General features: G+C 62.4%; 25 protein-coding genes and 1 pseudogene. 16 read left to right on the top strand and 10 right to left on the bottom strand.

Annotated features, from left to right (window positions below; translation table 11 throughout):
* Positions 1–1,147: alpha-L-fucosidase (locus HRF45_06355; GenBank protein ID MEP0766151.1), on the top strand; the 1,147-nt coding region annotated here is incomplete at its 5' end.
* Between the two features lie 308 nt (positions 1,148–1,455).
* On the opposite strand, the gene HRF45_06360 is transcribed toward HRF45_06355, so the two are convergent.
* Positions 1,456–2,160: a type II secretion system protein gene (locus HRF45_06360; protein MEP0766152.1), complete on the bottom strand. Its 705-nt coding sequence runs from the start codon at positions 2,158–2,160 to the stop codon at positions 1,456–1,458.
* A gap of 381 nt (positions 2,161–2,541) precedes the next feature.
* Between HRF45_06360 and HRF45_06365 the strand changes: the two genes are divergently transcribed.
* The 4 genes from HRF45_06365 (at position 2,542) to HRF45_06380 (ending at position 4,709) form a co-directional block, all read left to right on the top strand.
* Positions 2,542–3,465, top strand: coding sequence for a PQQ-like beta-propeller repeat protein (locus HRF45_06365; protein ID MEP0766153.1), 924 nt, complete (start codon positions 2,542–2,544; stop codon positions 3,463–3,465).
* On the top strand, positions 3,462–4,010 hold the full coding sequence (locus HRF45_06370; protein MEP0766154.1) for a hypothetical protein: 549 nt from the start codon (positions 3,462–3,464) through the stop codon (positions 4,008–4,010). Before HRF45_06365 ends, HRF45_06370 begins: the two co-directional genes overlap by 4 nt.
* Before the next feature lie 131 nt (positions 4,011–4,141).
* A complete protein-coding gene (locus tag HRF45_06375) occupies positions 4,142–4,375 on the top strand; it encodes a hypothetical protein (GenBank protein ID MEP0766155.1) in 234 nt (77 codons plus the stop codon).
* A 211-nt stretch (positions 4,376–4,586) separates the two neighbouring features.
* Positions 4,587–4,709: a PEP-CTERM sorting domain-containing protein gene (locus tag HRF45_06380; protein ID MEP0766156.1), complete on the top strand. Its 123-nt coding sequence runs from the start codon at positions 4,587–4,589 to the stop codon at positions 4,707–4,709.
* A gap of 51 nt (positions 4,710–4,760) precedes the next feature.
* Here the strand turns inward: HRF45_06380 and HRF45_06385 are convergent, their stop codons facing one another.
* The 4 genes from HRF45_06385 to upp form a co-directional block, all read right to left on the bottom strand.
* Positions 4,761–5,732, bottom strand: coding sequence for a KpsF/GutQ family sugar-phosphate isomerase (locus HRF45_06385; protein ID MEP0766157.1), 972 nt, complete (start codon positions 5,730–5,732; stop codon positions 4,761–4,763).
* On the bottom strand, positions 5,732–7,654 hold the full coding sequence (metG, locus tag HRF45_06390; protein ID MEP0766158.1) for a methionine--tRNA ligase: 1,923 nt from the start codon (positions 7,652–7,654) through the stop codon (positions 5,732–5,734). The genes HRF45_06385 and metG overlap by 1 nt, the downstream gene beginning before the upstream one ends.
* Positions 7,655–7,786: 132 nt before the next feature.
* Entirely contained in the window at positions 7,787–9,415 is a 1,629-nt protein-coding gene (locus tag HRF45_06395; GenBank protein ID MEP0766159.1) for a hypothetical protein, read from the bottom strand.
* A gap of 68 nt (positions 9,416–9,483) precedes the next feature.
* Positions 9,484–10,104, bottom strand: a complete 621-nt coding sequence (upp, locus tag HRF45_06400; protein ID MEP0766160.1) for a uracil phosphoribosyltransferase — start codon at positions 10,102–10,104, stop codon at positions 9,484–9,486.
* 55 nt (positions 10,105–10,159) lie between these two features.
* On the opposite strand from upp, the gene HRF45_06405 reads away from it, so the two are divergent.
* The 3 genes from HRF45_06405 to HRF45_06415 are packed head-to-tail and all read left to right on the top strand — an operon-like array spanning position 10,160 to position 13,678.
* Positions 10,160–10,942 carry a histidinol phosphate phosphatase gene (locus HRF45_06405; GenBank protein MEP0766161.1) on the top strand — a complete coding sequence of 261 codons (783 nt, stop codon included), beginning with the start codon at positions 10,160–10,162 and terminating at the stop codon, positions 10,940–10,942.
* Between the two features lie 54 nt (positions 10,943–10,996).
* Complete coding sequence (locus HRF45_06410; GenBank protein ID MEP0766162.1) at positions 10,997–12,343, top strand: hypothetical protein; 1,347 nt, start codon at positions 10,997–10,999, stop codon at positions 12,341–12,343.
* A 45-nt stretch (positions 12,344–12,388) separates the two neighbouring features.
* The gene (locus HRF45_06415; GenBank protein ID MEP0766163.1) at positions 12,389–13,678 is read left to right on the top strand and encodes a hypothetical protein; all 1,290 of its coding nucleotides are present in this window, start codon (positions 12,389–12,391) and stop codon (positions 13,676–13,678) included.
* A gap of 22 nt (positions 13,679–13,700) precedes the next feature.
* Here HRF45_06415 and HRF45_06420 read toward each other — a convergent pair whose 3' ends face one another.
* The gene (locus tag HRF45_06420; GenBank protein MEP0766164.1) at positions 13,701–14,132 is read right to left on the bottom strand and encodes a hypothetical protein; all 432 of its coding nucleotides are present in this window, start codon (positions 14,130–14,132) and stop codon (positions 13,701–13,703) included.
* Between the two features lie 6 nt (positions 14,133–14,138).
* Complete coding sequence (locus tag HRF45_06425) at positions 14,139–14,747, bottom strand: YceI family protein (GenBank protein MEP0766165.1); 609 nt, start codon at positions 14,745–14,747, stop codon at positions 14,139–14,141.
* Between the two features lie 129 nt (positions 14,748–14,876).
* On the opposite strand from HRF45_06425, the gene HRF45_06430 reads away from it, so the two are divergent.
* From HRF45_06430 to HRF45_06440, 3 genes are all read left to right on the top strand, one after another.
* Positions 14,877–15,320 (top strand): DsrE family protein, encoded by a 444-nt coding sequence (locus tag HRF45_06430; protein ID MEP0766166.1) that lies wholly within the window; start codon positions 14,877–14,879, stop codon positions 15,318–15,320.
* A gap of 133 nt (positions 15,321–15,453) precedes the next feature.
* On the top strand, positions 15,454–15,897 hold the full coding sequence (locus HRF45_06435; GenBank protein MEP0766167.1) for a hypothetical protein: 444 nt from the start codon (positions 15,454–15,456) through the stop codon (positions 15,895–15,897).
* Positions 15,894–16,535 carry a hypothetical protein gene (locus tag HRF45_06440; protein MEP0766168.1) on the top strand — a complete coding sequence of 214 codons (642 nt, stop codon included), beginning with the start codon at positions 15,894–15,896 and terminating at the stop codon, positions 16,533–16,535. The genes HRF45_06435 and HRF45_06440 overlap by 4 nt, the downstream gene beginning before the upstream one ends.
* A gap of 8 nt (positions 16,536–16,543) precedes the next feature.
* Here HRF45_06440 and HRF45_06445 read toward each other — a convergent pair whose 3' ends face one another.
* Entirely contained in the window at positions 16,544–16,960 is a 417-nt protein-coding gene (locus HRF45_06445) for a HEAT repeat domain-containing protein (GenBank protein MEP0766169.1), read from the bottom strand.
* 27 nt (positions 16,961–16,987) lie between these two features.
* Here HRF45_06445 and HRF45_06450 point away from each other — a divergent pair, with 27 nt between their 5' ends.
* The 4 genes from HRF45_06450 (at position 16,988) to HRF45_06465 (ending at position 22,567) form a co-directional block, all read left to right on the top strand.
* Positions 16,988–17,599 (top strand): hypothetical protein, encoded by a 612-nt coding sequence (locus tag HRF45_06450; GenBank protein MEP0766170.1) that lies wholly within the window; start codon positions 16,988–16,990, stop codon positions 17,597–17,599.
* Positions 17,600–17,707: 108 nt separating this feature from the next.
* On the top strand, positions 17,708–19,474 hold the full coding sequence (locus HRF45_06455; GenBank protein ID MEP0766171.1) for a dynamin family protein: 1,767 nt from the start codon (positions 17,708–17,710) through the stop codon (positions 19,472–19,474).
* A gap of 85 nt (positions 19,475–19,559) precedes the next feature.
* On the top strand, positions 19,560–20,012 hold the full coding sequence (locus tag HRF45_06460; protein MEP0766172.1) for a DinB family protein: 453 nt from the start codon (positions 19,560–19,562) through the stop codon (positions 20,010–20,012).
* A 128-nt stretch (positions 20,013–20,140) separates the two neighbouring features.
* Positions 20,141–22,567: an alpha-galactosidase gene (locus HRF45_06465; GenBank protein ID MEP0766173.1), complete on the top strand. Its 2,427-nt coding sequence runs from the start codon at positions 20,141–20,143 to the stop codon at positions 22,565–22,567.
* On the opposite strand, the gene HRF45_06470 is transcribed toward HRF45_06465, so the two are convergent.
* Positions 22,552–23,715: a hypothetical protein gene (locus HRF45_06470; GenBank protein ID MEP0766174.1), complete on the bottom strand. Its 1,164-nt coding sequence runs from the start codon at positions 23,713–23,715 to the stop codon at positions 22,552–22,554. The genes HRF45_06465 and HRF45_06470 overlap by 16 nt on opposite strands.
* 296 nt (positions 23,716–24,011) lie before the next feature.
* On the opposite strand from HRF45_06470, the pseudogene HRF45_06475 reads away from it, so the two are divergent.
* A pseudogene (locus HRF45_06475) lies at positions 24,012–24,919 on the top strand (pirin family protein).
* Positions 24,920–25,025: 106 nt separating this feature from the next.
* On the opposite strand, the gene HRF45_06480 reads toward HRF45_06475, so the two are convergent.
* The gene (locus tag HRF45_06480) at positions 25,026–26,414 is read right to left on the bottom strand and encodes a tyrosine phenol-lyase (protein ID MEP0766175.1); all 1,389 of its coding nucleotides are present in this window, start codon (positions 26,412–26,414) and stop codon (positions 25,026–25,028) included.
* Positions 26,415–26,507 lie beyond the last annotated feature (93 nt).

Raw genomic sequence — 26,507 nt, forward strand, 5'->3', positions numbered from 1 at the left:
GTTCATCCACTGGGGGCCTAGCAGCCTGTCGGGACAGGAAATCGGCTGGTCGCGCGGGGCAGGTGTACCCATCGAGGACTATGACCGCTTATACGAGCGTTTCAACCCTGTGGCATTCGATGCCGATTCTTGGATGCGACTCGCGAAGGAGGCAGGGTGTCGCTACGTGGTGCCGGTCTCGAAGCATCACGACGGGTTCTGCATGTGGCCGAGCGACACCACCGAATACGACATCGCTTCGACCCCGTTTCGACGAGACGTCATCGGCGAGCTAGCAGCTGCTTGTCGAAAGCACGGCCTGCACTTCAGCGCCTACTACTCTATACTGGATTGGTGGCATCCGAACTGGCCGACGGACAGTCCCGGCGGGTCCAAACCGAAAGCCGGGGCCGACATCGAGCACTACGTGCCGTACATGAAGAAGCACCTCGACGAACTGATGACACGCTATCCCATTGAGCTGCTATGGTTCGATGGGCAGTGGGAAGCGCCTTGGACCCCCGATCGCGCCGCAGATCTGCTGGCGTACTGCATGGCGAAGAACCCGAAACTAGTGATCAACAACCGGGTCGGCCCGGCCCAACCGGGCACCGAGCCTGGGTATCTCGGTGACTACCTGACTCCCGAGCAGCATATCGGATCCTACGATACGGTCCGCCCCTGGGAAACGTGCATGACGCTCGGCGAGCAGTGGAGCTACCGGTCGGGTGACAAGTACAAGTCAGAGGACCGGCTCATCGAAATACTGTCACAGGTAGTATGCGGTGACGGCAACTTCCTAATCAACGTTGGGCCAACACCCGATGGCACGATTCCCGAAGAGCAGCAACGACTGCTGCGAGCGATGGGAGCGTGGCTAAAGGTGTACGGCGAGGCAGTGTATGGAACACGAGGAGGCCCAGTGCCGCCTGGTGACTTCGGCGGTACCACACACACCAACGACGCCATCTACGTGCACGTTCGGCGAGCAGGGCGTACCGTCTTGAACCTACCCATTGCAGCGCCCGGGCCAGGTGCGGTATGGCTGCACTCTGGAGAAAGGGCGTACTGGGTAGAGCGCGAGGGTGGCATCCGCCTCTCCATCCCCGACCTTCGTGACGGCCCTGCAGTGTGTATAGCGAAGTTGCCTCTGCCGGCTGCTAAGTAATGTGAGTGGTTTGCCCACGTCCGGCGCCACCGGCACGCATTATGGGGGTCATGCCCCGGCGCGGGTTTTGGGCTCACAGTTTGTATTCCGGGAACTGTTGTAGCGGGGCCAGCGAGGTGTTTGGACGATGGCCAGAGGTCGCAAACCGTTGTTCGTGGGCCGCCGGCCCGGATTGTCATGTAAAGTTAGCAAAAGGCTCGCCACGCTCTTAGCTTTCGGCCAAAGGTGTTCTCGCTGCATCCGAACACCGGTTACCTAACGTCCTCGGACCAAACACGCTCCGAGCAGGGGGATTCACTCACCCTAGGCTACTGCCGCACGTTGCGGCGTTGCCAAGCGGCGTGCAGGTCCAGATGCAATTGGTTCCGCCCGCCGTAGTGTGCGGCCCAGCCCCCGACCGGCGGCACGCTCTCGCCGGAGCTCCACTCGTCTCGCGGAAAGCTGTCCTCGTAAAAGGCGTCCAAGATGAACTCCTCTTTGGACACGCTGGTGCCGAGCCGGTGTGCCACCTGTTCGGGCCGACGGGCACGGGCGTATCGGGCGCGCTCCGGGTTCTTCTCCGCCAGCTTGTCCGAGATGTAGTTCGCCCATCCTTTGTCGGGGCGTTCCACTCCCCGCTCCAACCAGGGCGCGCTGAACCACACCCTCCAATCGCCCGGCTCCTTCACGACGGGCACAGCGGGGCATGCGTAGATATGGTTGCTCTTCGCATAGGGATGCAGCAGCCACATTGCCCATCCGAGGCGGCAGTATGCCTTATCCGGTAGGCTAGTAGTGGGCGTGGGTGGTGTGAGCTGCAGCCACTCGTCCGGCACCCACACCAGCTTGCCGTCATAGCTGTCGGCATACAGGATCAGCGCTTTGCCCATCTGCATCAGGTTGTTGAGGCACGCGGACCGATGCGCCTGTGACCGAGCGCGCGAGAACACCGGGAACAGGATGGAGGCGAGAAGCGCGATGATGGCGATGACGACGAGAAGCTCGATGAGAGTGAACCCGTGGGGCCGCCGCATGACGGCTAGGTTACCCCGAGATCAGTTCATGGCAGAGGCGCAGCGTAATCCGGTTTGATGTAAGTTGCGGCGCCCCGTCCGTGAACGGGAATGTCCCAGCCGGCGTAAGATTCCGCGGGTAGTGTGAACGGTCCCCTTGAAAGAGGGTCGAAAGTCTGATAGAATGGTGCTTACGGGATAAGGGAACAATCCTTAGTCCGTTTACATGTCCGTGCTCGAGCGCGGGCAAGCCGCCTGCGGAGCGGGCACGCATCAGGAAGGAAACGGAATGGAGAAGGCCGTCGGCCTAGACGTCACACGTTTGGGCGTCACCCTCGCCCCGCTGTGCGGGGGGGGGTAGCGACTGCCCAGACCGAACTCATCAAGGACTCGCCCTGGAACATGGCGGGCTATAACTACGAGCGCACGGCCTGCCGAGACTACGCGACCGTTTTACCCCCACCCCCACCCGGTCAGCCGCCGCCGATGATCTTGCCGGGGAGCCCCGTGTGGACCTACACGACTCCCTCGGCTCAGCCCATCAACACCGGCGTGGTGTTCGGACCCGTCGAGAACCCCGGCCCAGGCGGGTCCCCGGTGAACCGGGTGTACTTCGGCTGTGACGACGGGTACGTTTACGCCCTGAACATCGACCGGGACAACCCGGACCCTGGCCAGCGCGCCACCCTAGCATGGCGGTACTGGGTCGGATACCCTGTTCGGTCCACACCCTGCCTGGTTCAGTTCGAGACGGGCGGGTACGGCCTAGCATTCGGAGCCGACAACGGTACCGTGTACTGCCTGCGGAGCAACGGGACGCTGAAGTGGAGCGTCAACATTGGCGCCGTCGTTCGAGGCAGCCCCTTCTACCGTCCGGGCCTTAGCATTGCAGAACCCGGGCCTGGCTCGGAGATCGTGCCCGCTGCGGTGATCGTGGGCAGTGTCACGTCGCAGGGACAGGGCAGGTTGGTCGCACTGAAAGTCAACGCGCCCGGGCCCACAGGGATCATCATGTATGAGAGGACCGACCTACCGGGCCTGGTCGGCTCTCCCTCCTACTACCCCATCTGGGAGCAGGTCGGCGAAACCCAGGTCATCGTCGGCGGCTACGTGTTCGTGACCGACCTGGCAGGCAACCTCCGTCGGTTCTACGAGGATCGGTTCAGTTCGACCAGTTGCTTGAGCGCACCTTCACATGGCCCGATAGCCCACGGCCGCCCTGCATGGGCTGGCCCACGCTTGCCCCGGGCGAGACCATTGCCGATACCGTTGCGTACTTCGCCAGCGGGCCCAATCAGCAAGGCGGCGGGTACATCTACGCGGTGAAGCACACCGACGAGGGCCAACTGGTCTCGAAGTGGACGCAGTTTGGCCAGCCCTATCGCATCGAGGATGCTTGGTGGACCCCCATGGACCCCAACGAGCCCACCCGCAGTGTCCGCATTGGCCACGTTTTCGCCGATCCCTGCAAAGACATCGGCGGCCAGCTATACTTCGGCACGTGGATTGCTGGCACTCAGGATGGCTGGGGCATGTTCCTTAAGGTCAACGACCTCGGTTCGTTCGGGACGGCGACGGTGCTGCACGACTTCTGGGAGCAGCCCCGCGAGGTACGAGCTACCCCATGTGTCGGTGTAAACGGCGTCAACATGTGGATCGCCTTCGCGGACTCGGCGGGCTACCTGCATGTTCGCGGCCCTGCCGGTCCAGCGGTTCCACCGTTCCCTGTGAACATCGGCGCGGCAGCCGAGCAGTGGCTGCACGAGAAGCTGCGCGAGGGGCTCAGCGGGGACTGCTACGGCTCGTACCATGACACGAACCGGAGCGGAGACGTAGTGTGGAGCCTGAACGGCGACGTGACAGGCTGGTAGCGCCAGCTCTTTCTGAACGAGCGCAACATCTGGGTACCAGTAGTAGGGGGCGGTAGCAGGCCTGTTCGCATACGTGAACGGCTGGGGCGACGTGCTGTGGAGTGCGGAGCGCTGGGACGCAAAGGCCGGGCTTGATCAACCACCTGTACGCGAACGACAGGAATGTCAGTTGGGAGGTGTACGGCGACGCGGCGTGGACGCACGCAGGGCCTCCTGCCATCAACAACAAGGTGGACGTTGCTTGGGGGGCGAGAGACGTGCGAGTCGCCCCCGACTATAGGCGCCAGGACGTGTTCCTGACAACGGAGAACATCTCCTATCCGATACTGGGCGGTACGTACCACGAGGCGGGCCGATCGCACTGAACGAGCGTGGGGACTTGTTGTGGGGAGCGGGGGACAAGCTGTTTCTGAACACCACCGAGGTGACCTCCGTTCCAGGGCGCAGGGGTCTCCTAGGGGACTACGCCGGGATTGACGAGCACGGCCGAGTGCTGTGGGGAGACGGTGGCGGCTGGGAGCTGGAGCGCGTGTGGGTAGATGACATCTGCCTCACGATAGACGTATATGGCGACGATTGGCCGAAGTATGGGGCCACGGGCATCCAAATCGGCCCGAGCCGATTCCGGAACCGAGTTGCATGGCAGCCATGTGTGTGGGGCTTGTGGCGTTTTCGCTGCGATGGCGGTTCCGACGGTAGGGAAGCCCTTGTCGCGACAGAATGGAGCGACTTCTCGGAGGGCGAAGCGGCTTATCCCAGGCCTGCCCTGACAAGATCCTTCAACATTAGCATTCCCAACGGGCGGCCCGTCTCGTCTAATACTGGCATCTCGCCAATCTTCACGGGCAGCGTGCGGAAGATCTCGAACGCCTCGGATGCTAACGGGTCGCCGACGATGTGCTTCGGGTTGCGCGTCATTACGTCTTTCACCAGTGTGGACTTCGGTTCGAGACCTCTCTCCAGACTTCGTCGGATGTCGCCGTCCGCAATCAGTCCTACCATCACACCGTCATCGTCCAGCACGCACGCCGCGCCTGCGCCTGCACGGGTGATCGCGGTGATCGCTTCGATAAGGGTGGCACCTTGTCGTACCGTCGCAAGCTCGGAGCCCGTACGCATGACATCGCTAACACGCAGCAGCAACCGTCGGCCCAGCGTGCCAGCCGGATGGAAGCGTGCGAAGTCGTCGTGCTTGAAGTCCCGCGCCCGCATTACCGTGATGGCGAGAGCGTCTCCTAAGGCAAGCATGGCAGTGGTGCTAGCGGTAGGAGCCAGATTGTAAGGGCAGGCCTCTCGCTCCACTACGACGGGCACCACTATCTCACAACTCTTCGCCAGCGCCGACTCGGGCCTACCGGTCACCGCCACCGTGCGACAGCCGATGGCGCGCAGCACGGGCAGCAGCGCGCGGATCTCGTCGGTCTCGCCGGAGTTGGAGAACACGATGACCAACTCGTCTCGTGACACTACCCCTACGTCGCCGTGCAGCGCGTCTGTCGGGTGCAGGAACTGGCTGGGGGTGCCGGTGCTGGTCAGGGTCCAGGCAACCTTCGCCGCCACGTGGCCCGCCTTGCCGATGCCGGTGGTAACCACGCGACCCTTGCAGCCGAGCACCGCGGTCACCGCGCGGTCGAAGCTGTCGTCGAGGGAGTCGGCGAGGGCAGCCACAGCGGTCGCTTCTAGTCGAAGCACTTCGCGCCCATGATCACGCACCTCGGACATCAGTGCACCCTTGCGCCAGAGGGAGTGGGGGCGGATGGCGCCAACAACACCGGCCCTTTCTCCCCGTCTGCTGCGAGAAGCATCCCCTGAGAAAGTACCCCCCGCACCTTGGCGGGCTTCAGGTTTGCGACGATCACGATCTGCTTTCCGACGAGGTCGGTTGGATCGTAGGCTTCGGCGATCCCTGCTACGAGGCTTCTCTCCTCGTCACCCACTCTCACGGTCATCTTCAGCAGTTTGTCGGAGCCTTCGACTTTCTCGCACGTAACGATGTCTGCCACCCGAAGCTCGACCTTGGCGAAGTCGTCAATGCTGATCTCCGGGATGGCGGGCTTCGGCGGGGCCTCGGGAGACGGAGCAGGCTCCTTAGTCTGAAGGCGTGGGAAAGCGGGTCGCGGCTCCGGGAGCTTCGTGCCTGGCTTAAGAAGGTCGAAGCGCTGTGTCTCCTCCCACCCAGCAGGGTTGGAATGGCCGATTTGCGAACGGATGTGTGCGGCGGCGCTGGGCATCACCGGCTCGCATAGCGCGGCGATCACTCGGCACGATTCCAGCATGGTGCGCATCACCGCACGGAGTGCCACGATATCCCCGTTCTTGGCGAGGGACCATGGCGCCATCTCGTCTATGTAGCGATTTAGTTGTGAGACGAGCCCGAACGCGGCTTCGACGCCTTTGTCCAACAGGAAGGCATCCATCGCCTGCTCGTACTCCCTAACTCGCTCCATGGCCGCTTCCACGAAGGTGGGGTCGGTCTCCGCATCCGGCACCTGACCATCCAGATAGCGGTGGGTCATGCTGACCGAGCGATGCACGGCGTTTCCGAGGTCATTCGCCAGCTCGGTGTTGTAGCGAGTGTCGAAGGACTCCATGGTGAAGAGGGCGTCTGCAGCGAAAGGCATCTCGCGGGCCATGTAGTGACGAACCGCGTCCACCGCAAGCTCCTGCGAACAGCCCGCCCTATCGGCCAGCTCTCGCGCAAGCTGCACCGGCTCCACGGTGTTGCCTTTGGACTTAGATATTTTCTCGCCGCCGATCATCATCCATCCGTGGCCGACGAGAACTTGGGGAAGCGGCAGCCCGAGGCCCATCAGCATGGCAGGCCAAAGAGTGGCGTGGAAGCGTACCAGAATGTCCTTGCCCATCCACTGGACGTCGGGCGGCCACAGGTCGGATGGATTGCTCTCGTTCCAGGCGTCCGGCCATCCGGTGGCCGACAGGTAGTTGATGAGTGCGTCGAACCATACGTACACCACCTTCGACTCGTCTCCGGGGACCGGCACGCCCCAGCCGGAGTTGGCGCGGGTAATACAGGCGTCGCGCAGCCCCGATTCGATGAAGCGGAGCACTTCGTTGCGCCGGGACTCGGGGCGGATAAAGTTCGGGTTGGCCAGGATGTAGTCTTTGATGCGGTCCGCGTAGGCCGACAGGCGGAAGAAGTGGTTGGTCTCGGTCACCCATGAGACCGCCCGACGGCATTCGGGGTTCGGGCAGAGACCTTCTTCCACCTCGCTGGCCCGCCAAAAGGTCTCGCACGACACGCAGTACCAACCCTCGTAGTCGTCGGTGTATATGTCGCCCTTCGCTTGGAGGCGACGGAACACCTCTGCGACCACTCGCTTGTGCCGCTCCTCGGTGGTGCGGATGAAGTCGTCGTACCGGATGCCCAGCCCCTGCCAGATGGTCTGGAACTCCTGGGCCACTTCGTCAACGAACTGCTGCGGTGCTTGGCCCGCCTTCTCGGCGGCCTCGGCCACCTTCGGCGCGTTTTCATCGGTGCCGGTAAGGAACGTCACGTCCAACCCGCGCATCTTCTTGTACCTAGCCGTCACATCTGCGGCCAGGGTGGTTAGCGCCGTCCCTATGTGCGGACGAGCGTTGACGTAGTAGATGGGCGTGGTGATGTAATATCGCTTACCAGACATCCGTGCGAGGACCTCCCGGGCGGCTTTGCCGTCGGGGCGGATTCTACCTTGCGACCTCGGGGGCGCGAGGCGCCGGTAACCGAGCCGCCCTGGCCCGCTGCGTCGGCAGCGGGCCAGGGCGGCAACGAGGCTCTAACCGTCTCGTCGGTTGGCAACGAGCTGCTCGTGGAGGTCCTGCACCACGCGATGGATACCCACGCCAGCGGGCAGACGAACCACCTTGCCGCCTTTCTCCTTGCACACTCTGGCCACTTCCTTCACGTTCTTTCTGCTCCAACGAATCAGATAGCACAGGATGTCTGCCTTGAGCGCCTCGTCCATGAACTCCGCTGGTTTGGAGTCGTGCTCGAAGTCGGGCCACATGAGTTCCTTCAGTTCGAGTAGCGTCTCGAGTTGGCGCCTGCGTTCCTCTTGCCTCTTGCCGCCCATGAAGAGCATGACCTTGCCACGTGTGTGCTCGACGACTTCGGCCAATCTGGCATCGTGCTCGGCATCCGGTTGCTCCGGCTCCGGGGGCTCGGGGATGCGCTTGCGTTCGAGCCGACTCAGCTCCTTGGCGACTTCCGCCGCTACTCGCCGCACTCCCTCGTCCTCCGCCTCCTCGAGGATGGCACAGTACGGAAGCAGGTGGGTGCGCATCTCCTTATCGGACACCTTGACCCCCGCCTTCAGGCACTCGGCCACCACCTGACACAACCGCTCTTCGAAGTCCTCGGGCACCGGAGTCTCGGTAATCAGATCGGTCAGCGCCTTGAGTGCAGGGGCACGGAGTCTGCGAGCCTGCAGCAGCTTTGCACGGCTCTGCAGGTGCTCGGGGAGTGCCGCAGCGAGCCGCGCAACCTCGGAGTTGGACATGTTCTGGTTCCACACGGGGACGAACCACTGCCGCTCCTCGGTGATAGGCTCGAGCATCTGGTGGAAGTCGTGCTGCTGCTGGTCGGCGGCTCCGTCGAACTCGTCCCTTAGCACGCGATACACATGCGCCTCCGTCGCGGCGATCGCGGTGAGCGTATCGTTCCGCTCCTGCTCCGTGAGGTCTTGCTGGTCATAGAGCGCAAGCCAGTAGGCTTGTTCGGCTTTCGCAAGCAGCGAATAGGCGTTGGCCAGCATCTCCCATCGGCCGCGAGTGGCCGTGCGCGTCTCGTGCATGGGAAAGCCGTGGGTGTGGTACTTGCCGCGATAGTGGCGATTGAACAGGTCGCGCACCCGTTTGACGGCTTTACCGACCTCGAGACCGTTCTGACCGAGCTCGCGACCCCAAGCTTCCACGGCTCGAAGTCTTGCGGCAACCGCCTTGAGGGCAGCCATTGCACGCCCGTCCCACTCCGTCGGCTTGGCGACAACCTCGATCTCGGCGATGGTGGCATCGAGCGCCTGCCGATAGGCCGCGACCTCTTCTACATCGGGAGCCACTTCCGTGACGGGCGGCACCGCGACCGCCTCCTTGACGGCGGCTTCGGCTTCGGGCTCCATCTCGACGAGGGCAACGCCAGGCGCGGCAGGTTCGGCCGGCGGCGGTGCCTCGGCTACCGGCGCGGGTGCGGTGGTCCCTGCAAGAAAGGCCTCCACCGCCCTGCACCGCTCGTCAATCTCTGCGATGATGTCGTCGAGGCCGAGAGCCTCTGCGCGCTCGCGTCGGGCGAGCAACCCATCGAGAAAGGCTTTGGCCTTGCGTTCTTCTTCGGCTCTAGCGATCCGTTCGTCGAGGTCGCGCAAGACCTCTTCGGCGCTCGAGAGCAGGTCTACGGGGTTGATGGTCATGGTGGGATACTCCTTTCCGGACATGCGGGCATGCCCCATTGAATAGGAGTACTAGGGGGGCGAAAACGTTACATCGTCCCGTACAATCTGTCGCCGAAATCTCCGAGACCGGGGACGATGTACTTGCGCTCGTCCAGCCCTTCGTCCAGCGCGGCGGTGAAGATTTCGACCTGCGGCCATTCGTTCAGCAGCTTCTCGACGCCCTGCGGGGCCGCAACCACGCATAGCATTCGCACCGAGGCCGCGCCTGCGTCTTGAAGTAGCCGAACCGCCTGGCACGCGCTGCCGCCGGTTGCCAGCATCGGGTCGCACAGCAGAACGGCCTTCCCCTCGAGCTTAGGCAACTTGCAGTAGTAGTGATTGGCCACCGCGGTCCGCTCGTCGCGCTCGAGGCCGATGTACCCGACCGACACTTCGGGGAACAGGTTGGCAATCGCTTCTAGCATCCCGAGACCAGCCCGAAGGATGGGTACGACAGCGATCGGCCTACGCAGGACCTCGCCTGATGTCTCGCACAACGGTGTCTCGACCCGCACCTCGCACGTCTCCAACGTGCGCGTGGCCTCGAAGGCGAGCAGCGTGGTGAGGCGCACCGAGTACTGCCGAAAGGCGTCCGGCTGCGTTCGGCGGTCACGAAGGAGCACCAGCAGATGGCGAGCGAGCGGGTGCTCGACGACATGGATGGGCATGGGCCCACGGTTCGACACCGGATTGTGTGGTCCTTCGGCTGCGGTACGCTTGGGCATGTCCGTGAACCTTGTTGAGCTTCGCGAGGTTGCCGCTGACTTGGCTTATCGAGCCGGGCGGCTCACTTTGGGCTACTTCGGAAACGTTTCTGTGGAGACTAAGGACGACAGCACACCGGTGACCGAAGCGGATCGAGCGGCAGAGAAGCTGATTCGGCACGGCATCCAGCGTCTCTACCCGGACCATGGCATCTGCGGCGAGGAGTTCGGCGAGGTTCGAGAGGGTGCACCGGTACGGTGGGTCGTGGACCCGATAGACGGCACGAAGGCTTTCATGCGCGGCATACCCACCTATGCGGTGCTGGTGGCGTGTGAGGTGGAAGGACTGCCCCGTGTCGGTGCGGCCTACTTCCCAGCTCTGGATGAGATGGTTTCGGCCGCCGAGGGCCGAGGAGCGACGCTGAACGGCAGGCCGATTCGGGTGTCCGAATGTGCCGACCTCGGGCGCGCCCTACTGCTCACCGGCGACCACAAGCTGGTGTACGCATGTGGCAAAGGACCACGCTACGACGCTTTGCGGGATGCCTGCTACGAGAGCCGCTCGCTTCCGGACGCGTACGGACACGTGTTGGTCGCGAGCGGACGGGCAGAGATCATGGCGGACCCAGTGGTTACGCGCTGGGACATCGCGGCCATCGTGCCGATCGTGCGCGAGGCTGGCGGGACCATTACCGATTGGCAGGGATCGGATGCCTATTTCCGGCCAGAAGCCCTTAGCACCAACGGAAAACTACTGGCTTCGGTGCTCCGCACCCTGGCCGTTGCACCAGATCGGCTGTAACATGTAGCTGGGGGGATCGCGCTGCAAGTGCAGGGCGGCGCGAGCCGGTGAAGCATGAGACGACGGCTGTCGAGATGTTTGGTGGTCATGATTGCTGCCTTGACCGCCATGGGCGCACAGGCTCAGAGGACGGTCGTTGCCTCGTCAGGGGCGCCGGCAATGGTCCTGGACGCCCGCTCGGGCCCACCGGATAGGACTGATCCCATCGTAACGAAGGTGGGCATGGATTCGGGGAAGGTGCCGGGCTTCGACGAGCGGTGGACGGCGTTCCAGTTCGTGCTGTCGGCAGCCGACCACTTCGACGCGATCGAAGTCTTCTTTTTCGAGCGCGAGGGGCAGATTCCGACAGGGTACGGATGGAAGGTGTACGCCGATGATAGCGGACGACCGGGAGCCGTGCTTGCGCAAGGAGGGGGAAGCTACGCCTCGCTACTCGCGCAGTCTTCTCCCCGCACCTTCGCCAACACCTTCGAGGCTGCACGTGCCGGCATGATCGTCTTCGACTCCGAGCTCGAACTGCCCGCGGGACGCTATTGGGCCACGGTGTACGGGACCGACGGCAACATTCCGCAGTACGTGGGCTCGCCAGGTGGCTCGAAGCAGAACTTCGCGTGGCGGAAGACGACCGCCGGGTCGGCCTACTCGCAGTTCGAAACGAAGATGTTCTGCATGCCGTCCTTCGGAGTCGACATCACGGCGGGCTATAACAAACTGGGTTCCTCGGCGCCCTATGACTATTCGGGCTGGACCGCGAACGAGCAGCAAGGCCGCGACCTCTACCACATTTGCTTCGCCTTGGTGGACACCTCGGGCTTCGACGGTACGGTCGTGACCGGCCGGATCCAGGTTCCTTTCTGGCCCGAGCCTCCCGTGTATACGCTGCCGGGTTCGACCGCGAACCCCCAGGCGTTCGATATCGTCTTCGTGGACCCGGCTGGAGGCGAGGCTCAGATCGTCGAAACAGTCGGTCTGTCTGCGAGCGGTCGTTTCACTACCTCGAAGGTGCGCAACGGAACTTACGAGATTCGGGTGTATCCGCGTCACTGGGTCATCGGGCGTTTCTCGTGCAGCGACGGCCAGAACACGTATGAGCAACCGTACGTGGCGGGCATGGCTCATCCGTTCGTTCCGGCCAGCTTGGGCGTAGTGACGCTGACCGGTGGGACGCGGGACCTCGGGGATATCGTGCTGCGCAACGGCGATACCGATCTAGACTGCACAATCGGGATATCCGATCTCAATACTGCGGTTATCCATTGGGGGCAAGCCATTTTCGGCGACTGCCCGCCGCTGTGGGACAACTATGTGCTGGTTCGCGACTGCAATGGGGACGGAATGCTGGGAACGCAGGACCTCAGCGCGACTCTGGTCAACTTCGCGCTGACGGGCCCCAGCCGCTAGGCTACCGCTCTCGCGAGCGAACCGTACGTTTGGAGGCTGATTGTGATGAGATTGCTTGCCGTTGCGATCATCGTGTACTCGGCTGTCTCTGCCTTGGCACAAGATCGGATCGTGTACTCGACCGGGGCGCCGACACCGGCTCTGGACGCCACTACCGTCAACCCGACCAACCCGACGCTGCTGCGCTTCGGTTTCATCTCGGGCAAACAGACTCAGGGGGGCAACTACCCCGAACGATGGACCGCGGGTGCCTTCCACCTCGCGAAGGCCGATACGGTCAATGCCTTCGAGGTGGCGTACTATGCAGGCACCCCGACCCCGACGGACTATCGCTGGCGCATCTACCGCGCCGATGGGCCTGGCGGTGCGCCTGGCACGGAAGTGGCGAGTGGAAGCGGCACACTCAGCAGCCTCTATCCGCGTAGGCAGATCTTTGCCAATGGCTTCGTTGCCGACAGCTATGTTCGCGTCCCGATAACCGCCGTTAACTTGTCGGCGGGCGACTACTGGTTCACCTTCTACTCACTCGTAGGCGAGATCGTGTGGTACGCGGGCGCACCAGGCGGGCCGAAGCTGCCCTACAACTACCGGCGCACGACCAGCGGCTCGGCGTGGACCGCAGAGACCATCTCGCCCGACGACACCCGAATGCCCAACTTCGGGCCGGGCGGACTGTATTCGACCGTCTATCCGGCCGCGGGGCCGCACCCTAACGACCTGTATCAGCCGTACTTCACGCTGCTGAACGTAGGTGGTGGAGGCACCACACTCACCGGCACGATTGCCCTCAGCGGCTGGTCGCTCGGCGCATCCAAGGCGTTGTCAGACGGCAAGCCGCAGGTGTACGAGCTGCGCCTGCTGGACAAGGAAAACGGCAAGATCTGCAACGTTTTCACCTTCCCGGTGAACGCGAACGGCGGGTTCTCGGTTGGTCCGGTTCAGGCCGGGAATTACGACATGGTGTTGAAGCCCGTCAGCTACATCGTCGGACGGTTCGGCATCTATGGCACCGCCGACAGCGTGATTTCGGAGCAGTCGCAGGCACACGGTTTCGGTGTGCCATTCCTGGGCGTCCGGATGGACGGCGTCAGCGTGGGAGGTGCTTCGCAGGCGCTCGGCACATTCGTACTGATCGCCGGCGACAGCAACCTGAGCGGCTCGGTGGACATCTCGGACCTGAACCGGGCCCTGGTGACTTTCGGGTTGAGCGCGACGAGCGCCCCGGTATCCGAGGAGCTACGCTACTTCGACGACTTCGACGCCACGCGTACAACCGACCTGTACGACCTGAACACGGTGCTGACCGACTTCGGAGCCTCGGGACCGGGATCTTAGTCGTCGCACTCGGCACCTGGCATTACGTAGCACCAGGGGCTCGGCCAGTCATGGCCGTGCGCCGAGCCTTGCGGCTCGCGACGTAGGATGCCAACCCGAACACGATGACACCGGCGGCACTGCTCCAGCCCACGATGCTGCCCAAGAACTGAACAGTCTTCAACTGCAGAGGATACGTGCCGGTGCGCTCTAAGTAAGCCTCGTCGACCAAGCGAACGCCGTTCTCACCCCTTACTGGCAGGTACGCCTTCTCGTCCGTGAGGACTAGCATCTGGGGAGAGCCGACCGGGGTCGGCTCATCCCCGAAGATGGTGGCGATCTCTCCGCTCGGAACACGCACTCGCTGCGCGAGGACTGCTCGCGAGCTCATCTGGGGCAGCACGATGAGGACGAGCGCCAATACTACGGCGCACAAGATCGCAAGGGTCGCGGTGAGCCGGGACAGAAACCTCAAAGCCCGCTAGCCCGTGTATCCGTAGATGTCGAAGCTCAGCTTGACCGTCTCGGCCACTTTGCCTCGCGTTCGCTCCGGGATCTTCACCCCATAGTCTGCAAGCTTCAGGTCGAATGCTCCGCGTAACCTGACCACGTCCCCTCGGAAACCGGCCTTGCGGGTCTGCTCGCTCGCCTCGACATATTGGCCGGTCACTTCAGTGGTCATCGCCCTGGTCACACCGTGAAATGTGAGCTTTCCGGTCACCGTGTAGACGTCGCCTCTCTTGTGCTTGACGCTGGTTGCCTCGAAAACGGCCTGTGGATACTTAGCTGTGTCCAGCCACATCTCGCTGCGCATGTGCTCGTTCCGCAATGCGATTCCCGTGTCTATGCTGGCGAGGTCAATAACTACTTTGCCGCTGCCCGTCTTCTTGGCCGGATCGATCTTCAGAGTTCCCGTTACCTTGCTGGTCTTGCCCGTGAAGTTCTCGAACTGAGCGACGCTTTCTACGACAACGGACTGAGTCACCTTGCCACCGCCATCCCCGACGGTAAACGTCCGGGTTTGTGCAAAGGCCTGGGAACCGGCGATGGCCACCCCGGAAGCGAGGATGAGGGAGAGGTATTTCGTCATGGAGTGCCTCCTAGAACTAGTGTTTGGCTATACCGATGTAAACGAGCCGGACTGTCAAGACTTCGTCATGGGGTCGTAGCACCAACTTCGGAGTGGAGGAGGTTCTGAGCGATTGTCAAAGAGGGAAGCATGATGAAGACACTCACCCCTTTTATCCTGGGCATGCTCGCGTGTGCTGCGATCACGCTGGCAATCGTGGTAGGGGCAACGGCCCAGGGCGCAGGATCCGGGAAGGGACGGCTTTTCATAACCGTCACGACCGACGACCCATGGGCGAACGAAATGGCCATCAGCTACGCCGAGACCACCAAGAGCCGAGGCTACGACGTCACCCTCTTCTACCAGGTACGCGGAGTGCGTACTGCCGCCAAGAAGGTGCCGAGCGGGCTCGCCGAGGCGCAACAGCGGCTCCGCAAGGCGATGAGCCGCGGGATCGAGGTGTACGTGTGCGGCATGTGCAGCACGCGCGCAGGGATCACGCCGATGAGCGGCTGGATCGAGGGCACTAAGCCGGGCGATCCCGGAATGGTAGATAAGATGATGGACCTGGGGACCAAGGTGATGAGCTACTAGACCGGCGGCCATGCCTGGGCGCAAGTCGAGTACAATACACGTGGCCTGTACCCGGTGATGGAGCTCGCCGAGCCGTGTGCTGAACCGCGATCCTGCTGATAGCTCCTGCAGAAGGCAAGATGCGGGGTCGATAATGAGCGAGAGCATCTCCGAGCCTTGGGCCCTGCACGTTCTCAGCACGTGCAGGTACCTGCAGAGCCGACTCGAGCAGACGGAACTGATGGCTACGCTCGGGTATGGCCTGAATGGGAGCCGCACCCTCACTCCCCTGAGCGATCCGCGTGCGTGCGTCGAGATGCTCGAAGAGCTCTCTGGCGAACTCACTCGGCTTGTTCGCGCCCTCTTCGGCAACCAAGGCAGTGCAGCGCCGCCCGAAGAAGTCACCCGCGCAAGGCTTCGAGTCTTGATACAGGGTTTGCGTGATGAGGCTGATGCCGAGCTGCTTCCCCAACATGTTGCGAAGCATTACGGGTCCCCACCCCCACAGGCCTGCGAGCGGCTGCAGCGGGCGGTGGACAGCTTCGGGGCGGCTGCGACCAGGCTGGCCTCCCTGCTGGCTGACCGGGGGAATGAATGACGGACTCCGCCCCCCTGCGCGACGATCTGCTGCAGGCGATGGCGGACGAGGGGTGCCCGGTCTGTACGGTGATACGCGCTGCTGCCCACCGGCGCATCGAATCGCAGTTTCACGAACTGGTGAATGACGGCGATTTTCGAGCGCGTTTGCGGCGCTCGGGCGGTCTGTGCCCGGAACACTGTGAGGATTACATCAGGCTAGGCGACCCGCTCGGCCTTTCCATCATCGCCAAGGACTTGCTCGAGAGCGAGGCGCGCCAGTTGGGCCGAGGGCAGCGAAAACCCAGGAGATGCCCCGCATGTGCCGACATGGAGGACCACGCCAAGCGCACCTGCGCCGACATGGCCCGACTGCTCGCACGGCCGGATTGGCAGGAACGCTATAGCGCCTCTTCAGGGCTCTGTATGCTCCATGTTGCAGGTCTGCTGAGGTTCTGTGATGCGCCAACCGCAGTGTGGGTGTGTAGCATCGAGATCTCCAAGATGGATGCGTTGGCCGAGGCTCTCGATCTAGTGATCCGACACCATGATTACCGTTTCCAGAGTGAGCCTTGGGGAGATGAGGTGGGAAGCTGGAAGCAGGCGCTCAGGAAGCTCTGTGGACAGCCCAGAACCATCGCGGACGAGGAACGGAGGTGATGAATCGCTCACTCCCCTTCGAGCAGTGCCTGCACCACTCTACGAACCAGGGCCGAAGGGTGATCGAGGGCGCTGCGAAGCAGTGCGCTGGCTTCGTCTCCCCCGATCCTATGGGCCGCAGTCAGGATGGCTCGAAGCTCGTAGTAATCGCTCGTCTCGACGAAGCGCTCCGCCAGAGCAGGGACGGCATCCTTCGCTCCGAGCTCTCCCAACAGGCGAATGACGGTCATCCTCGTTTGCGGCAGCGGGTGCTCGAGAGCCAGTACGAGCTTCTGCTGGTACGGAAGGTCGAGATGCGTGCGAAGATTGGCGCTGCAGTGCGGGCACACTGCGTCGCCCTCGGACACCTCGTGCCAGCAGTAGGGGCAGAACCATGTCAGAGGCACAGTACGTGATACCACGCTCACGGAGACGGATGCCGCCACCCAGGCCACCGAATCTCGGGGGATCTCTTGGCGGCAAGCGATAGCTGGCTCGTGTGCCCCGAGTGCCATGCCGAGATGGCAGCGGAGGTAGTGCCGAGGGAGTTGACCTATTACCGGTGCGGAAAGTGCGATGCTGTGTTTCCTACCTACGCAGGCACCGTGGCCATGGCGTGGAAGCGGCGAGCGGGAGACAAGTCAACGCACGCCGTGCTTCTTAGCGGCTCGCGCTTGGGAAGGGTCTTTTTGTTCAGAGACGATGCAGGGAGCGAGATCGAACTGGGTCGAGGCGACTTGGTACTGCTCGCCTTTCGCAACGACAGAGTCGTGGTGGTCGAGAACCTGACGTCGGGTGCATACTGGATTCTTCGGACCTCGGGCATGCGGGGGTGCATCGTGCCGGTGCTGCTGGGCACTCTGTTCGCACTCGTGTGCGTTGGTGGGCAGTCCGTCTGGTGCTCTCGCAGTGGGCCTCGGAGCTTTCTTTCGCCTTGCCCGGCTCGGAGCTTAGGTTGGTGCGTGGCTCCCCATGGGTCGAGGCTGATGAGGGGAGCCGACAGGGCGTACAATGAAGGTAGAGGCAATGGAGGACTGCCTTCCCATTCCGTGGGGAGAACCGCCCCCGAGGCTGATGGCTCCTAGGTGTCTGTCTACGAGTACGATTGCATAGGAGCGGTAGCTAATGTTAGCGTACATCTCGATGGCTTCGGGTCGGCACCTGGCCTTCGCCGAACGAGGCGGTCCGCCATAATGGGGGCTCACGCAGCCGCAGCGGGAGAGCTTCGGGAAGTACTCGACCAGCTCGCATGCCTGGCAGATCGGCACACCGAGCACCATGTAGCGGAGGTCCTTCGCGGAACGAGTGCTCGGCTCGCCGAACACCGTTTCAACTTGGTGGTCTTCGGTGAGTTCAAGCGTGGCAAGAGCACTTTGGTCAACGCCCTCATCGGTCACGAAGTGCTGCCAACAGCCTTGACCCCCCTGACATCCGCGATCACCGTCGTGCGCTACGGGAGGGAGCCGTCGGCTCGCATAGTGAAACTGGACCGGACCGTCACGGAGATTGCAGTCGAGGATTTGCCGCACTACATCACGGAGCTGGGCAATCCAGGCAACGAGAAGGGGGTAGACCACGCCGTCGTCTCGGTGCCGGCCCCCATTCTGGCGGACGGCCTGCAACTTATCGACACGCCGGGCACCGGTTCCATCTTTCTTCACAACACCGCGACAGCGCGCGGGTTTTTGTCGAGTGCCGACGCTGCTCTCTTCGTGCTATCGTCGGATCCCCCCATGAGCGAGGCCGAAGCAACGTTCCTGCAGACAGTGTGTGAACAGGTGCCGCGTGTGTTCGTGGTAGTGAACAAGTCTGACAGGTTGACGCCGACTGAGCTGGAGCAGGCCCTGAACTTCACCCGTGAGACGATCCGTGGGCGCCTCGACCTAACGCTGCCCATAATGGCAGTTTCCTCGAAGCGTGCCCTCGAGGCCTCTGCTAAGAACAACGGTGATCTGGTCGAAGCGAGTGGCTTTGGCAAGCTGGTCGCTGTGGTAACAGATTTCCTGCAGACGGATCGCACTGCCGTCGCCTTGCAGTCTGCGCGGCGGACGGTTACTGCAGCAGAGGAAGTGCTGAGTACCAGGCTGTCACTCGAGCAGACTGTGCTGACCACGCCCTTCGAAGAGATTCAGAGCCGTCTCAGCACTTTCACAACGCGCCTCGAGAAGCTCCGTGCCGAGCGCGAGCGCAACCTATTCCTGCTGCGCGAGAAGAGCCGTCAGGACCTGATTGCTTCCGTGGAGCAAGACTTGGAGGCACTGAAGCGGGCGGAGTTCCCCAGTGCCTTGGTGAGTCTCAAGGCCTTTCTCGACAACGTGGGGCCGAGGGTTACGGCGGCTGAAGCGTTCGAGCAGGCAAGCAGAAGCATTGCCGACACCATAGACAACATCCTTGGCGTCTGGCGGCAGGAGGAAGAGGTTAGGATCAACGCCCGTCTCGAAGGCGTTCTGGAGGAGTTCTCGCAACAGATGGCCTCATCGCTCCAGGGGATTCACGAAGCAGCGTCCGACGCCTTCGGCGTGGAGTTAAAGTCCTTCGCCATCCGAGAAGGCCTGACAGACAGAAGTCGCTTCTCGCTTGCCCGCTGGCAGGCCGAAGTTCATCTCAGCCCAGAGGCCTGGATCCTTGCGCGCTTCTTGCCGGCCCGGTTCGTACGCAGGTGGATCGAACGCACGGTGACGGCGAAGCTCTGGGAGATGTTCGAGATGAGTTGTGGCCAGATCCGCTACGACTTCGTGCGACGCATAGAACCCACGGTGAAGAAGTGCGCACAGGAGCTCGCCGAGCGGGCAGACGAGACTGCACAGGCGATCACCGAGGCAGTGGAGCAACTTGCTCGCCAGAGGCAGGCCAGGTCCTCCGCTCTGGAGGCGGAGCTTGCCGCGCTCGAACGCGAACGGGTGCTCCTCCATCAGCTTGCAGAGCGCGCGAGCAGGGCGGTTGCTGTCGGAATAGCTTGATTTCGTCGTTCGCCGACCTCGAGATAACCAGACGCCTGGTGCCAGGTCGGCGCAGTAGCGAAATCCAGTCTGCTATGCTGCAGGAATGGACCGTGCGCTCTTAGTGATGCAGTTCGACCAGATTCTGGAAGGCTGGGACATCCCGACCCCGGCAGGCGTGTTGCGAGTGCGTGAGGATAGTCGGGCGGCGGTACCGGCGGGAGCAGCCTACTCGATTCTGACGAACCTCGCGCACACCGTTCTGTGGCAGGACTTCTGGCTGCAGAAGCTCGCAGGCGGACGACGGAAGGCGGGCCCGCCGGAATGGAACAACGACTTTCGTGTGCCGGACCCGAGCGAGTGGCACGCGCTGAAGAAACGATTGCTCGATGGGCTGCAGGAGGCTCGGCGTATCGCTGCCAGTGAACCCTTCGACCACAAGCTGGTTTCGGATCAGGAAGCCGTCGAAACGCTGATCCGCATCCTTATCCACGTCTCGTACCACCTCGGCCAGATGAACCTGCTGAGACGAATGGCTTCATCGGCCAAGCGTGCCTGAAGAGCCCCGACACGATCGGCAGCTATTTCGTCCAGGAAATCCGATGCGCCGGCGAGAAGCCTTGAGGGGCGTTCGATTCGACGCAGACAGGACGCCCTGGAGGATCGCTGCGGGTGGGCCGAGTTGGAGTGCTGTTAATCGTTTTTTGGGTGATGCAGATCGTGGCGCAGGTGCTGTTCAAGTGGGGCAGCCTTTCGGACTCTCGTTGGGTGTGGGGGTTCTGGGGCGGGAACGCCCTCGGCCTGTCCAGCATATGGCTGTTGATGCTGGTGTACCGCGTGATCAACCCCAACGTCGCGCTAGGCGTCGCTGCGGGTGGTGCGTTCCTGCTTAGTCGGATTGCCATCGCCGTGGCGTTTCGTTCCAAGGTGGCTCCCGTGCAGTGGCTGGGAATCGCGACGATGGTGGCGGGCATGCTGCTGCTCGCGACGGGAGGAATGGCTCAACGCGGCGAACCCGATATGGCCGGCAAACCCGAGGCTGCAACCTCCCAACGACTGGACCGACAACCCGATGAATGCGAGCCCTCGGTTGCCGGACACGGACAGCACGAGGCGAGCACGATGAAGCCTGCATCTATACCCCCGATACCGACCTCTGAAGACATGGCCGAGAGCCGTGCCCTGTACGAGCAGTTTTTCACCGACCCCTCGAAGCTCCCTATCACCTATCTGTTCGACGGAAAGCAGCAGAGGGGCATCCCGAGGGACTGGCAGCCAGTGACCCAGACTCGACTGCTGGACGCGAACATGGTAGAGCTGGTGTGGACGGGCCGTGCCCCACAGACTGGACTGGAAATCCGGATCGAGTGCCTGGTCTACAGGGATTATCCCGTGCTGGAATGGGTCGCCTGGTTCGCCAACCGTGGCACCACACCCACCCCGCTTCTAAGTGACATCGAAGCGCTCGATGCGACTCTGGTAGGTTCGGCACCAGTCCTACACCACTACAGAGGCGACTTCTGGGACGAGCATGGCTATGAGCCTCAAGAGGCGGTCTTGGCTCCGGGAACGAAGGTTCATCTCGCTCCCAACGGCGGACGCCCTTGCGATGGGTGGTTCCCCTACTTCCGCATTCTCTTCGAAGGTCGCGGCCTAACCTGGGCGCTCGGATGGCCTGGGCAGTGGTCGCTGACGGTCGAGGGCGCGAGCGATGGAGTGCACGTGAAGGCCGGGCAGGAGAAGACACACCTCCGACTCGACCCCGGCGAGAGCATCCGGACGCCACGCATGACGGTGTTGGCATGGAAGGGTGACGAAACGCGTGCGATCAACCTGTGGCGGCGGTGGTACCTCGCGCACCTACTGCCGCGACCGAACGGACGGCCCCTGCAGCCGCTCATTGCTCTGGCAGCCACGGATGAGGGCGAGGAGTTCACAGCCGCGACGGAAGAGAACCAACTGCGCTACATGGCCAAGTTCCAGGAACATGGGATCCCTTTCGATGTGTGGTGGATTGATGCGGGGTGGTATCCCTGCTCGGACAACGAGGAACGGCGGCGGTGGCCGATCACGGGGAACTGGTACCCAGATCCCGAGCGGTTTCCCAACGGGATGAAAGCTATCTCCGAGGCGGCAGAGAGTGCCGGTGCGAAGCTGTTGGTGTGGTTCGAGCCGGAACGCGTGCGGGCCGGCACGATGTTCGAGCGCGATCATCCCGACTGGCTGCTGCGAGCCAAGGAGAGCGACAATGCGCTGTTCAATCTCGGCAACCCCGACTGCAGGCAGTGGCTGACCGACCACGTGTGTAAGCTCATCCGTGACAACGGCATACGCATCTATCGGCAGGACCACAACTTCTCGCCTTTGCAGCACTGGCGAGAAAACGAGACAGAAGGTCGGCAGGGGATGAACGAGAACCTGTACGTGCAGGGGTACCTGCGCTATTGGGACGACCTGATCGAGCACAATCCGGGGCTGTGGATCGACTCCTGTGCGAGTGGTGGGAGGCGCAACGACCTCGAGACTATGCGGCGCTCTGTTCCGCTGCACTACAGCGACTATGGATATGGCGACCACCCCGTCAAGCTGGCATTCCAGCGGACGCTGTACGAGTGGATTCCGTACTTCAAGGAGTTCACACTGTCATGGGACCTGACGGGTGGCTCGCGCTTCGATGCCTCGGTGGATCCGTTCGCCTACTATACTGCAATGGCACCCATGCTGTTCGTGACACTGGACATCCGACGGGACGACTACGACTTCGAGCTATCTCGCAAACTGATCGCGATCTGGCGCAACGCGTCACAGTTGTTACTGTTTGGCGACTACTATCCGCTCACGCCCTATCATCGTGATGCCACGCAATGGGTGGTGCGCCAGTTCGACGAGCCGACAACCGGACGAGGGGTGATCCAGGCGGTACGTTTGCCAAAGAACTCGGAGGAGACCTTCGTGGCTAGGCCGAAAGGGGTAGCGCCCGAGGCTCGATACATCTTCGAGAGCAGTGACAATGGTGAGACCGTAGAGGTTACCGGGGAGAAGCTGCAGTCGGAGGGTTTCCCTATCAAGCTCCCACAGCGCGGCGCGGTTCTGTGGTTCTACCGCAAACTGTGACGCGATGAACTCGAAGTCGCGTATCCTGTCATCGTCGTCCCAGACGAGCCGGCAGTGATCGCTCCCACTTGCTGCCACACTGCTGCCAGTGCGTCGGCTTCAGGCGAACGGAGCCGGGCGTAAGATTGCCTTACCCGCTCTCGAATATTCCGACCCGGTAGCAGGTTTTCCCAAGCCTGGGACAGCTCGTGTTCGTTGCAGGCGACTCGTGCAATGCCATCGGCGAGCAGCGGTTCGATAGTGGCTCGCTGCTGCTCGAAGTGCGTCCCGACCGTGATGGGCACACCCCAAGCGAGTGCCTCCGCGGGTGTGTGTCCCCCTTGTGCAGCGCTGAACGTCCCACCCACGTGCGCCACGTCGGCGATCGCATACAGGTGCTCGAGCTCGCCGTACGTGTCCAGAATGATAACCCTACCCGGGGGTAGCGGAGCGTCCTCGTCGGAGCGTAACTTGTAGGAGATACTCCTTTTCGCTAGCTGTTGAAGCAGCGCCGAGATGCGGTCCAGTCTGCGCGGGGCCAGCACTAACACCCCATCGGGCACGGACCTGCGGAGTAGCCCGAACGCAGGAAGGACCACGTCGTCGTCCTCGGAATGGATGCTACCTGCGAGGATAATCGGCCCATCGGTGGGCGACAAGCCGAGTCGGCTCATCCAAGCCTTGCGCATGCTGTCATCAGCCACCTTCGGCTCCGGCCACGAACCTAACGGCCCTGCTACGAGCACGCGCCGTGATGGCACGCCTAGCTGCGCCAGCCTGGCAGCAATCTGATGCGTCGGAGCGACGTAGAGCACCGGCACCTGCCATCTCCATCGCCGCATTCCACTACGCGCAATTCCGACGGCTTGCGACTGTGTCAGCGCCGTGTTGAGGATTACTATCGGGATTCCCCAAAGCGCACATAGCGCTGTCATATGCGGCATGTCGCACGATCCGATGGCTACCAACACCCGCGGGCGCCAGCGCAGGAGAAAGAGTAGGCAAGAGATCGGGTTGTTAAAGGGGGCGGCACCGGATATGCCGGTCCCGCGCACGGCCTCGACCGCGCTGTCTACCGTCGCCAGCACGGCAGCATGCGGTTCACCCATCTCAGCTACCGATTGCGCGAGCCTCGACGCCACCTTCGCCTCGCCGATGTGGGGTGCCAAGAAGACGGTCCACGGGCCCGAGTGCGGCGGTCGCGCCCCGCCCGTGAGACGCAGCCACCATGATCGCGCATAGTCGCGTCGCCTCGCCCGCAAGGCGGACCGAAGGGCGAGCACCGGCGAGAGGACGATGTGAAGCATACAGTAGAGGAGATAAAGCCATAGCCACGCGAAACTCGGCGCGACCCGCTGCGGGACATATGGCTCCGCGGCTAAGTTCACAGGCGTATTGTAGCCGAACTCCAGATGTGTGGTGCCGGTAGAATCGCCTTCATCGTACGAAACCGGGGGGGTGAGCCATGTCCATACGACCGGTCAAGAGGTTCGGCAGAGCCAAGCCGACACTCGAGGGTGCGGGAGTGCACCTGCACCGTGCATTCGGATTCGGTGGTACATCCGATTTCGATCCGTTTCTGCTGCTCGACGACTTCCGCAGCGACGACCCGGAGCAGTACTTACCAGGGTTTCCGTGGCACCCACACCGGGGCATCGAGACCATCACTTATGTGCTTGCAGGAACCGTAGAGCACGGCGACAGCATGGGGCACAGCGGTACAGTCGCGGCCGGAGACGTACAGTGGATGACGGCGGGCCGCGGAATCCTGCATCAGGAAATGCCTAAGGGCGACGCTTCTGGCCGTATGCACGGGTTCCAACTCTGGGCCAACCTGCCGGCGGCGCTGAAAATGACTGCACCGCGATACCAGGAGGTGAAGGCCGACGAGATCCCGGAAGAGACCGACGACGACGGCACGCGTGCGCGCATCGTGTGCGGTTCCTTCTGGGGCAAGCAGGGGCCGGTCGAGGGGATCGCGGCAGACCCCGTGTATGTGGACATTTCAGTGCCGCCCGGATTGGAGAAAACGATTCGCGTCGAGATGGGACGTAACGCATTCGCCTACGTCTTCGAAGGGTCCGGGAAGTTCTGCAACGCGTCGAACCGCTTTCTGTGCCCACTGAGTCGGTCGGATGGGCTGACACTTCGCCACCGACCGAAGCAGACAATCGGTCACTCGTCTTGTTCGATAGCGGGGACGAGGTACGGGTTCGGGCCGGCGAAGAGGGGATTCGGTTCCTGCTAGTGAGTGGTGAGCCGCTGAAGGAGCCGGTAGCGTGGTACGGCCCTATCGTTATGAACACTCAGGAACAACTGCGCCAAGCGTACCGCGAGCTTCAGGACGGTACGTTCTTGGAACCCAGTACGTAGGTGGGTGGCGGCATAGACCACTGCCACGTGCGACGGGCTCAGCATGACGGGTGCTTCGACAGGCTCAGCATGACGGGGTGGGCGAGCCTTGGACCGCGTGCGTTGCTTATTTCGGCTCGAAGCGGGCGCGGAAGAAGCGTAAATGCTTCGGCTCGTACACCATGCGCAATCCCTTCACCGACTTCCGCTGCGAGTACACCTCGGCCACCGACTCTACCGTAACATCCATGTGCGCCTGGGTATACACCCGTCGAGGGATTGTCAGGCGTGTCAGTTCGAGCTTGGGACGATAGTGGTCCTTGGTCGCCGGGTTTCGACCCGCGCTAGCAATCCCGCGCTCCATCGTACGGATGCCGCTCTCCAGGTAGATCTGTGCCGCCAGCGTCTGTGCCGGGAAGTCGTCTTGCGGAATGTGCGGATAGAACCGGCGTGCATCTATGAACACAGCATGACCGCCGATGGGGAGAACGATGGGTATGCCCTCGCGCAACAGATTGTTACCCAGGTACTCGACCTGGCCGATACGTGCTCGCATGTGATCTTGGTGCATGCTCTCCACGATGCCTCGAGCCATGGCCTCCATGTCGCGGCCCGCAAGACCGCCGTAGGTGTGCAGACCTTCGTACACTACCACCAGGTTGCAAGCCTCTTCGTACAACTTCTTAGAGTTAGTGGCGAGAAAACCGCCTATGTTGACGAGCGAGTCCTTCTTCGCGCTCATCGTGCATCCGTCGGTCAGTTTTCCAACTTCGCGTACTATGTGCGCCAATGACTTGTCGGCCCATCCCTTTTCGCGCTGCTGGATGAAGTAGGCGTTCTCTACCAGTCGCGTGGCGTCCACGTAGATGGGTATGCGGTATCGCTTGGTCAGATCTCGAACCTCGCGTAGATTCGCCATGCTGAAGGGCTGTCCGCCAGCCATGTTGACTGTTCCTGCAAGACACAGATAGGGCACCCGCTTGGCACCCACCTTCTTGATCAGTCCCTCCAGCTTGTCCAGGTCAACGTTGCCCTTGAATGGGTGTAAGTTCTCCGGATCGTGTGCCTCGTCAATCACCACGTCCACGAACGTCGCGCCGGCTAGCTCTTGGTGGAGCCTGGTGGTAGTGAAGTACATGTTGCCGGGAACGAAGTCGCCTGGTTTGATGAGGCTCTTGCTGAGTAGGTGTTCGGCTCCTCTGCCTTGGTGCGTCGGCACTACGTATCGGTAGCCGTAGTACTTGCGCACCGCCTCCTGCAAGTGCTCGAAATTTTGGCTTCCGGCATAGGCCTCGTCCCCCATCATCATGCCGGCCCATTGCCAGTCGCTCATCGCGTTCGTGCCGGAGTCGGTTAACAGGTCGATGTACACGAGCCGCGAGGGCAGCAAAAAGGTGTTGTAGCCCGCTTCCTTCAGCGCTACTTCGCGCTGTTCCCGAGTCGTCATCAGGAGCGGTTCGACGACCTTGATCTTGAAAGGCTCCGCCCAGGAGCGTCTGCGCATCTTCTTCGTCATCTTCCTCCCTCAGCCCCCGAGCACCCGCCCGCCGGAGTTGCACCGCAGCACTGCGTCCGTGCGCGCTCGCACCCGTCGAGGGCTCTCCGAAAG

The sequence above is a fragment of the Fimbriimonadia bacterium genome, from assembly GCA_039961735.1.
In the GTDB taxonomy this organism is placed as follows: Bacteria; Armatimonadota; Fimbriimonadia; order Fimbriimonadales; family JABRVX01; genus JABRVX01.

Excerpts from the sequence above, each read along its gene's own strand:
- HRF45_06360 (MEP0766152.1), bottom strand. The coding sequence starts at position 2,160 with ATGCGGCGGCCCCACGGGTTCACTCTCATCGAGCTTCTCGTCGTCATC.
- HRF45_06365 (MEP0766153.1), top strand. The coding sequence starts at position 2,542 with ATGGCGGGCTATAACTACGAGCGCACGGCCTGCCGAGACTACGCGACC.
- HRF45_06385 (MEP0766157.1), bottom strand. The coding sequence starts at position 5,732 with ATGTCCGAGGTGCGTGATCATGGGCGCGAAGTGCTTCGACTAGAAGCG.
- metG (MEP0766158.1), bottom strand. The coding sequence starts at position 7,654 with ATGTCTGGTAAGCGATATTACATCACCACGCCCATCTACTACGTCAAC.
- HRF45_06395 (MEP0766159.1), bottom strand. The coding sequence starts at position 9,415 with ATGACCATCAACCCCGTAGACCTGCTCTCGAGCGCCGAAGAGGTCTTG.
- upp (MEP0766160.1), bottom strand. The coding sequence starts at position 10,104 with ATGCCCATCCATGTCGTCGAGCACCCGCTCGCTCGCCATCTGCTGGTG.
- HRF45_06405 (MEP0766161.1), top strand. The coding sequence starts at position 10,160 with ATGTCCGTGAACCTTGTTGAGCTTCGCGAGGTTGCCGCTGACTTGGCT.
- HRF45_06410 (MEP0766162.1), top strand. The coding sequence starts at position 10,997 with ATGAGACGACGGCTGTCGAGATGTTTGGTGGTCATGATTGCTGCCTTG.
- HRF45_06415 (MEP0766163.1), top strand. The coding sequence starts at position 12,389 with ATGAGATTGCTTGCCGTTGCGATCATCGTGTACTCGGCTGTCTCTGCC.
- HRF45_06425 (MEP0766165.1), bottom strand. The coding sequence starts at position 14,747 with ATGACGAAATACCTCTCCCTCATCCTCGCTTCCGGGGTGGCCATCGCC.
- HRF45_06430 (MEP0766166.1), top strand. The coding sequence starts at position 14,877 with ATGATGAAGACACTCACCCCTTTTATCCTGGGCATGCTCGCGTGTGCT.
- HRF45_06435 (MEP0766167.1), top strand. The coding sequence starts at position 15,454 with ATGAGCGAGAGCATCTCCGAGCCTTGGGCCCTGCACGTTCTCAGCACG.
- HRF45_06440 (MEP0766168.1), top strand. The coding sequence starts at position 15,894 with ATGACGGACTCCGCCCCCCTGCGCGACGATCTGCTGCAGGCGATGGCG.
- HRF45_06455 (MEP0766171.1), top strand. The coding sequence starts at position 17,708 with ATGGGGGCTCACGCAGCCGCAGCGGGAGAGCTTCGGGAAGTACTCGAC.
- HRF45_06460 (MEP0766172.1), top strand. The coding sequence starts at position 19,560 with ATGGACCGTGCGCTCTTAGTGATGCAGTTCGACCAGATTCTGGAAGGC.
- HRF45_06480 (MEP0766175.1), bottom strand. The coding sequence starts at position 26,414 with ATGACGAAGAAGATGCGCAGACGCTCCTGGGCGGAGCCTTTCAAGATC.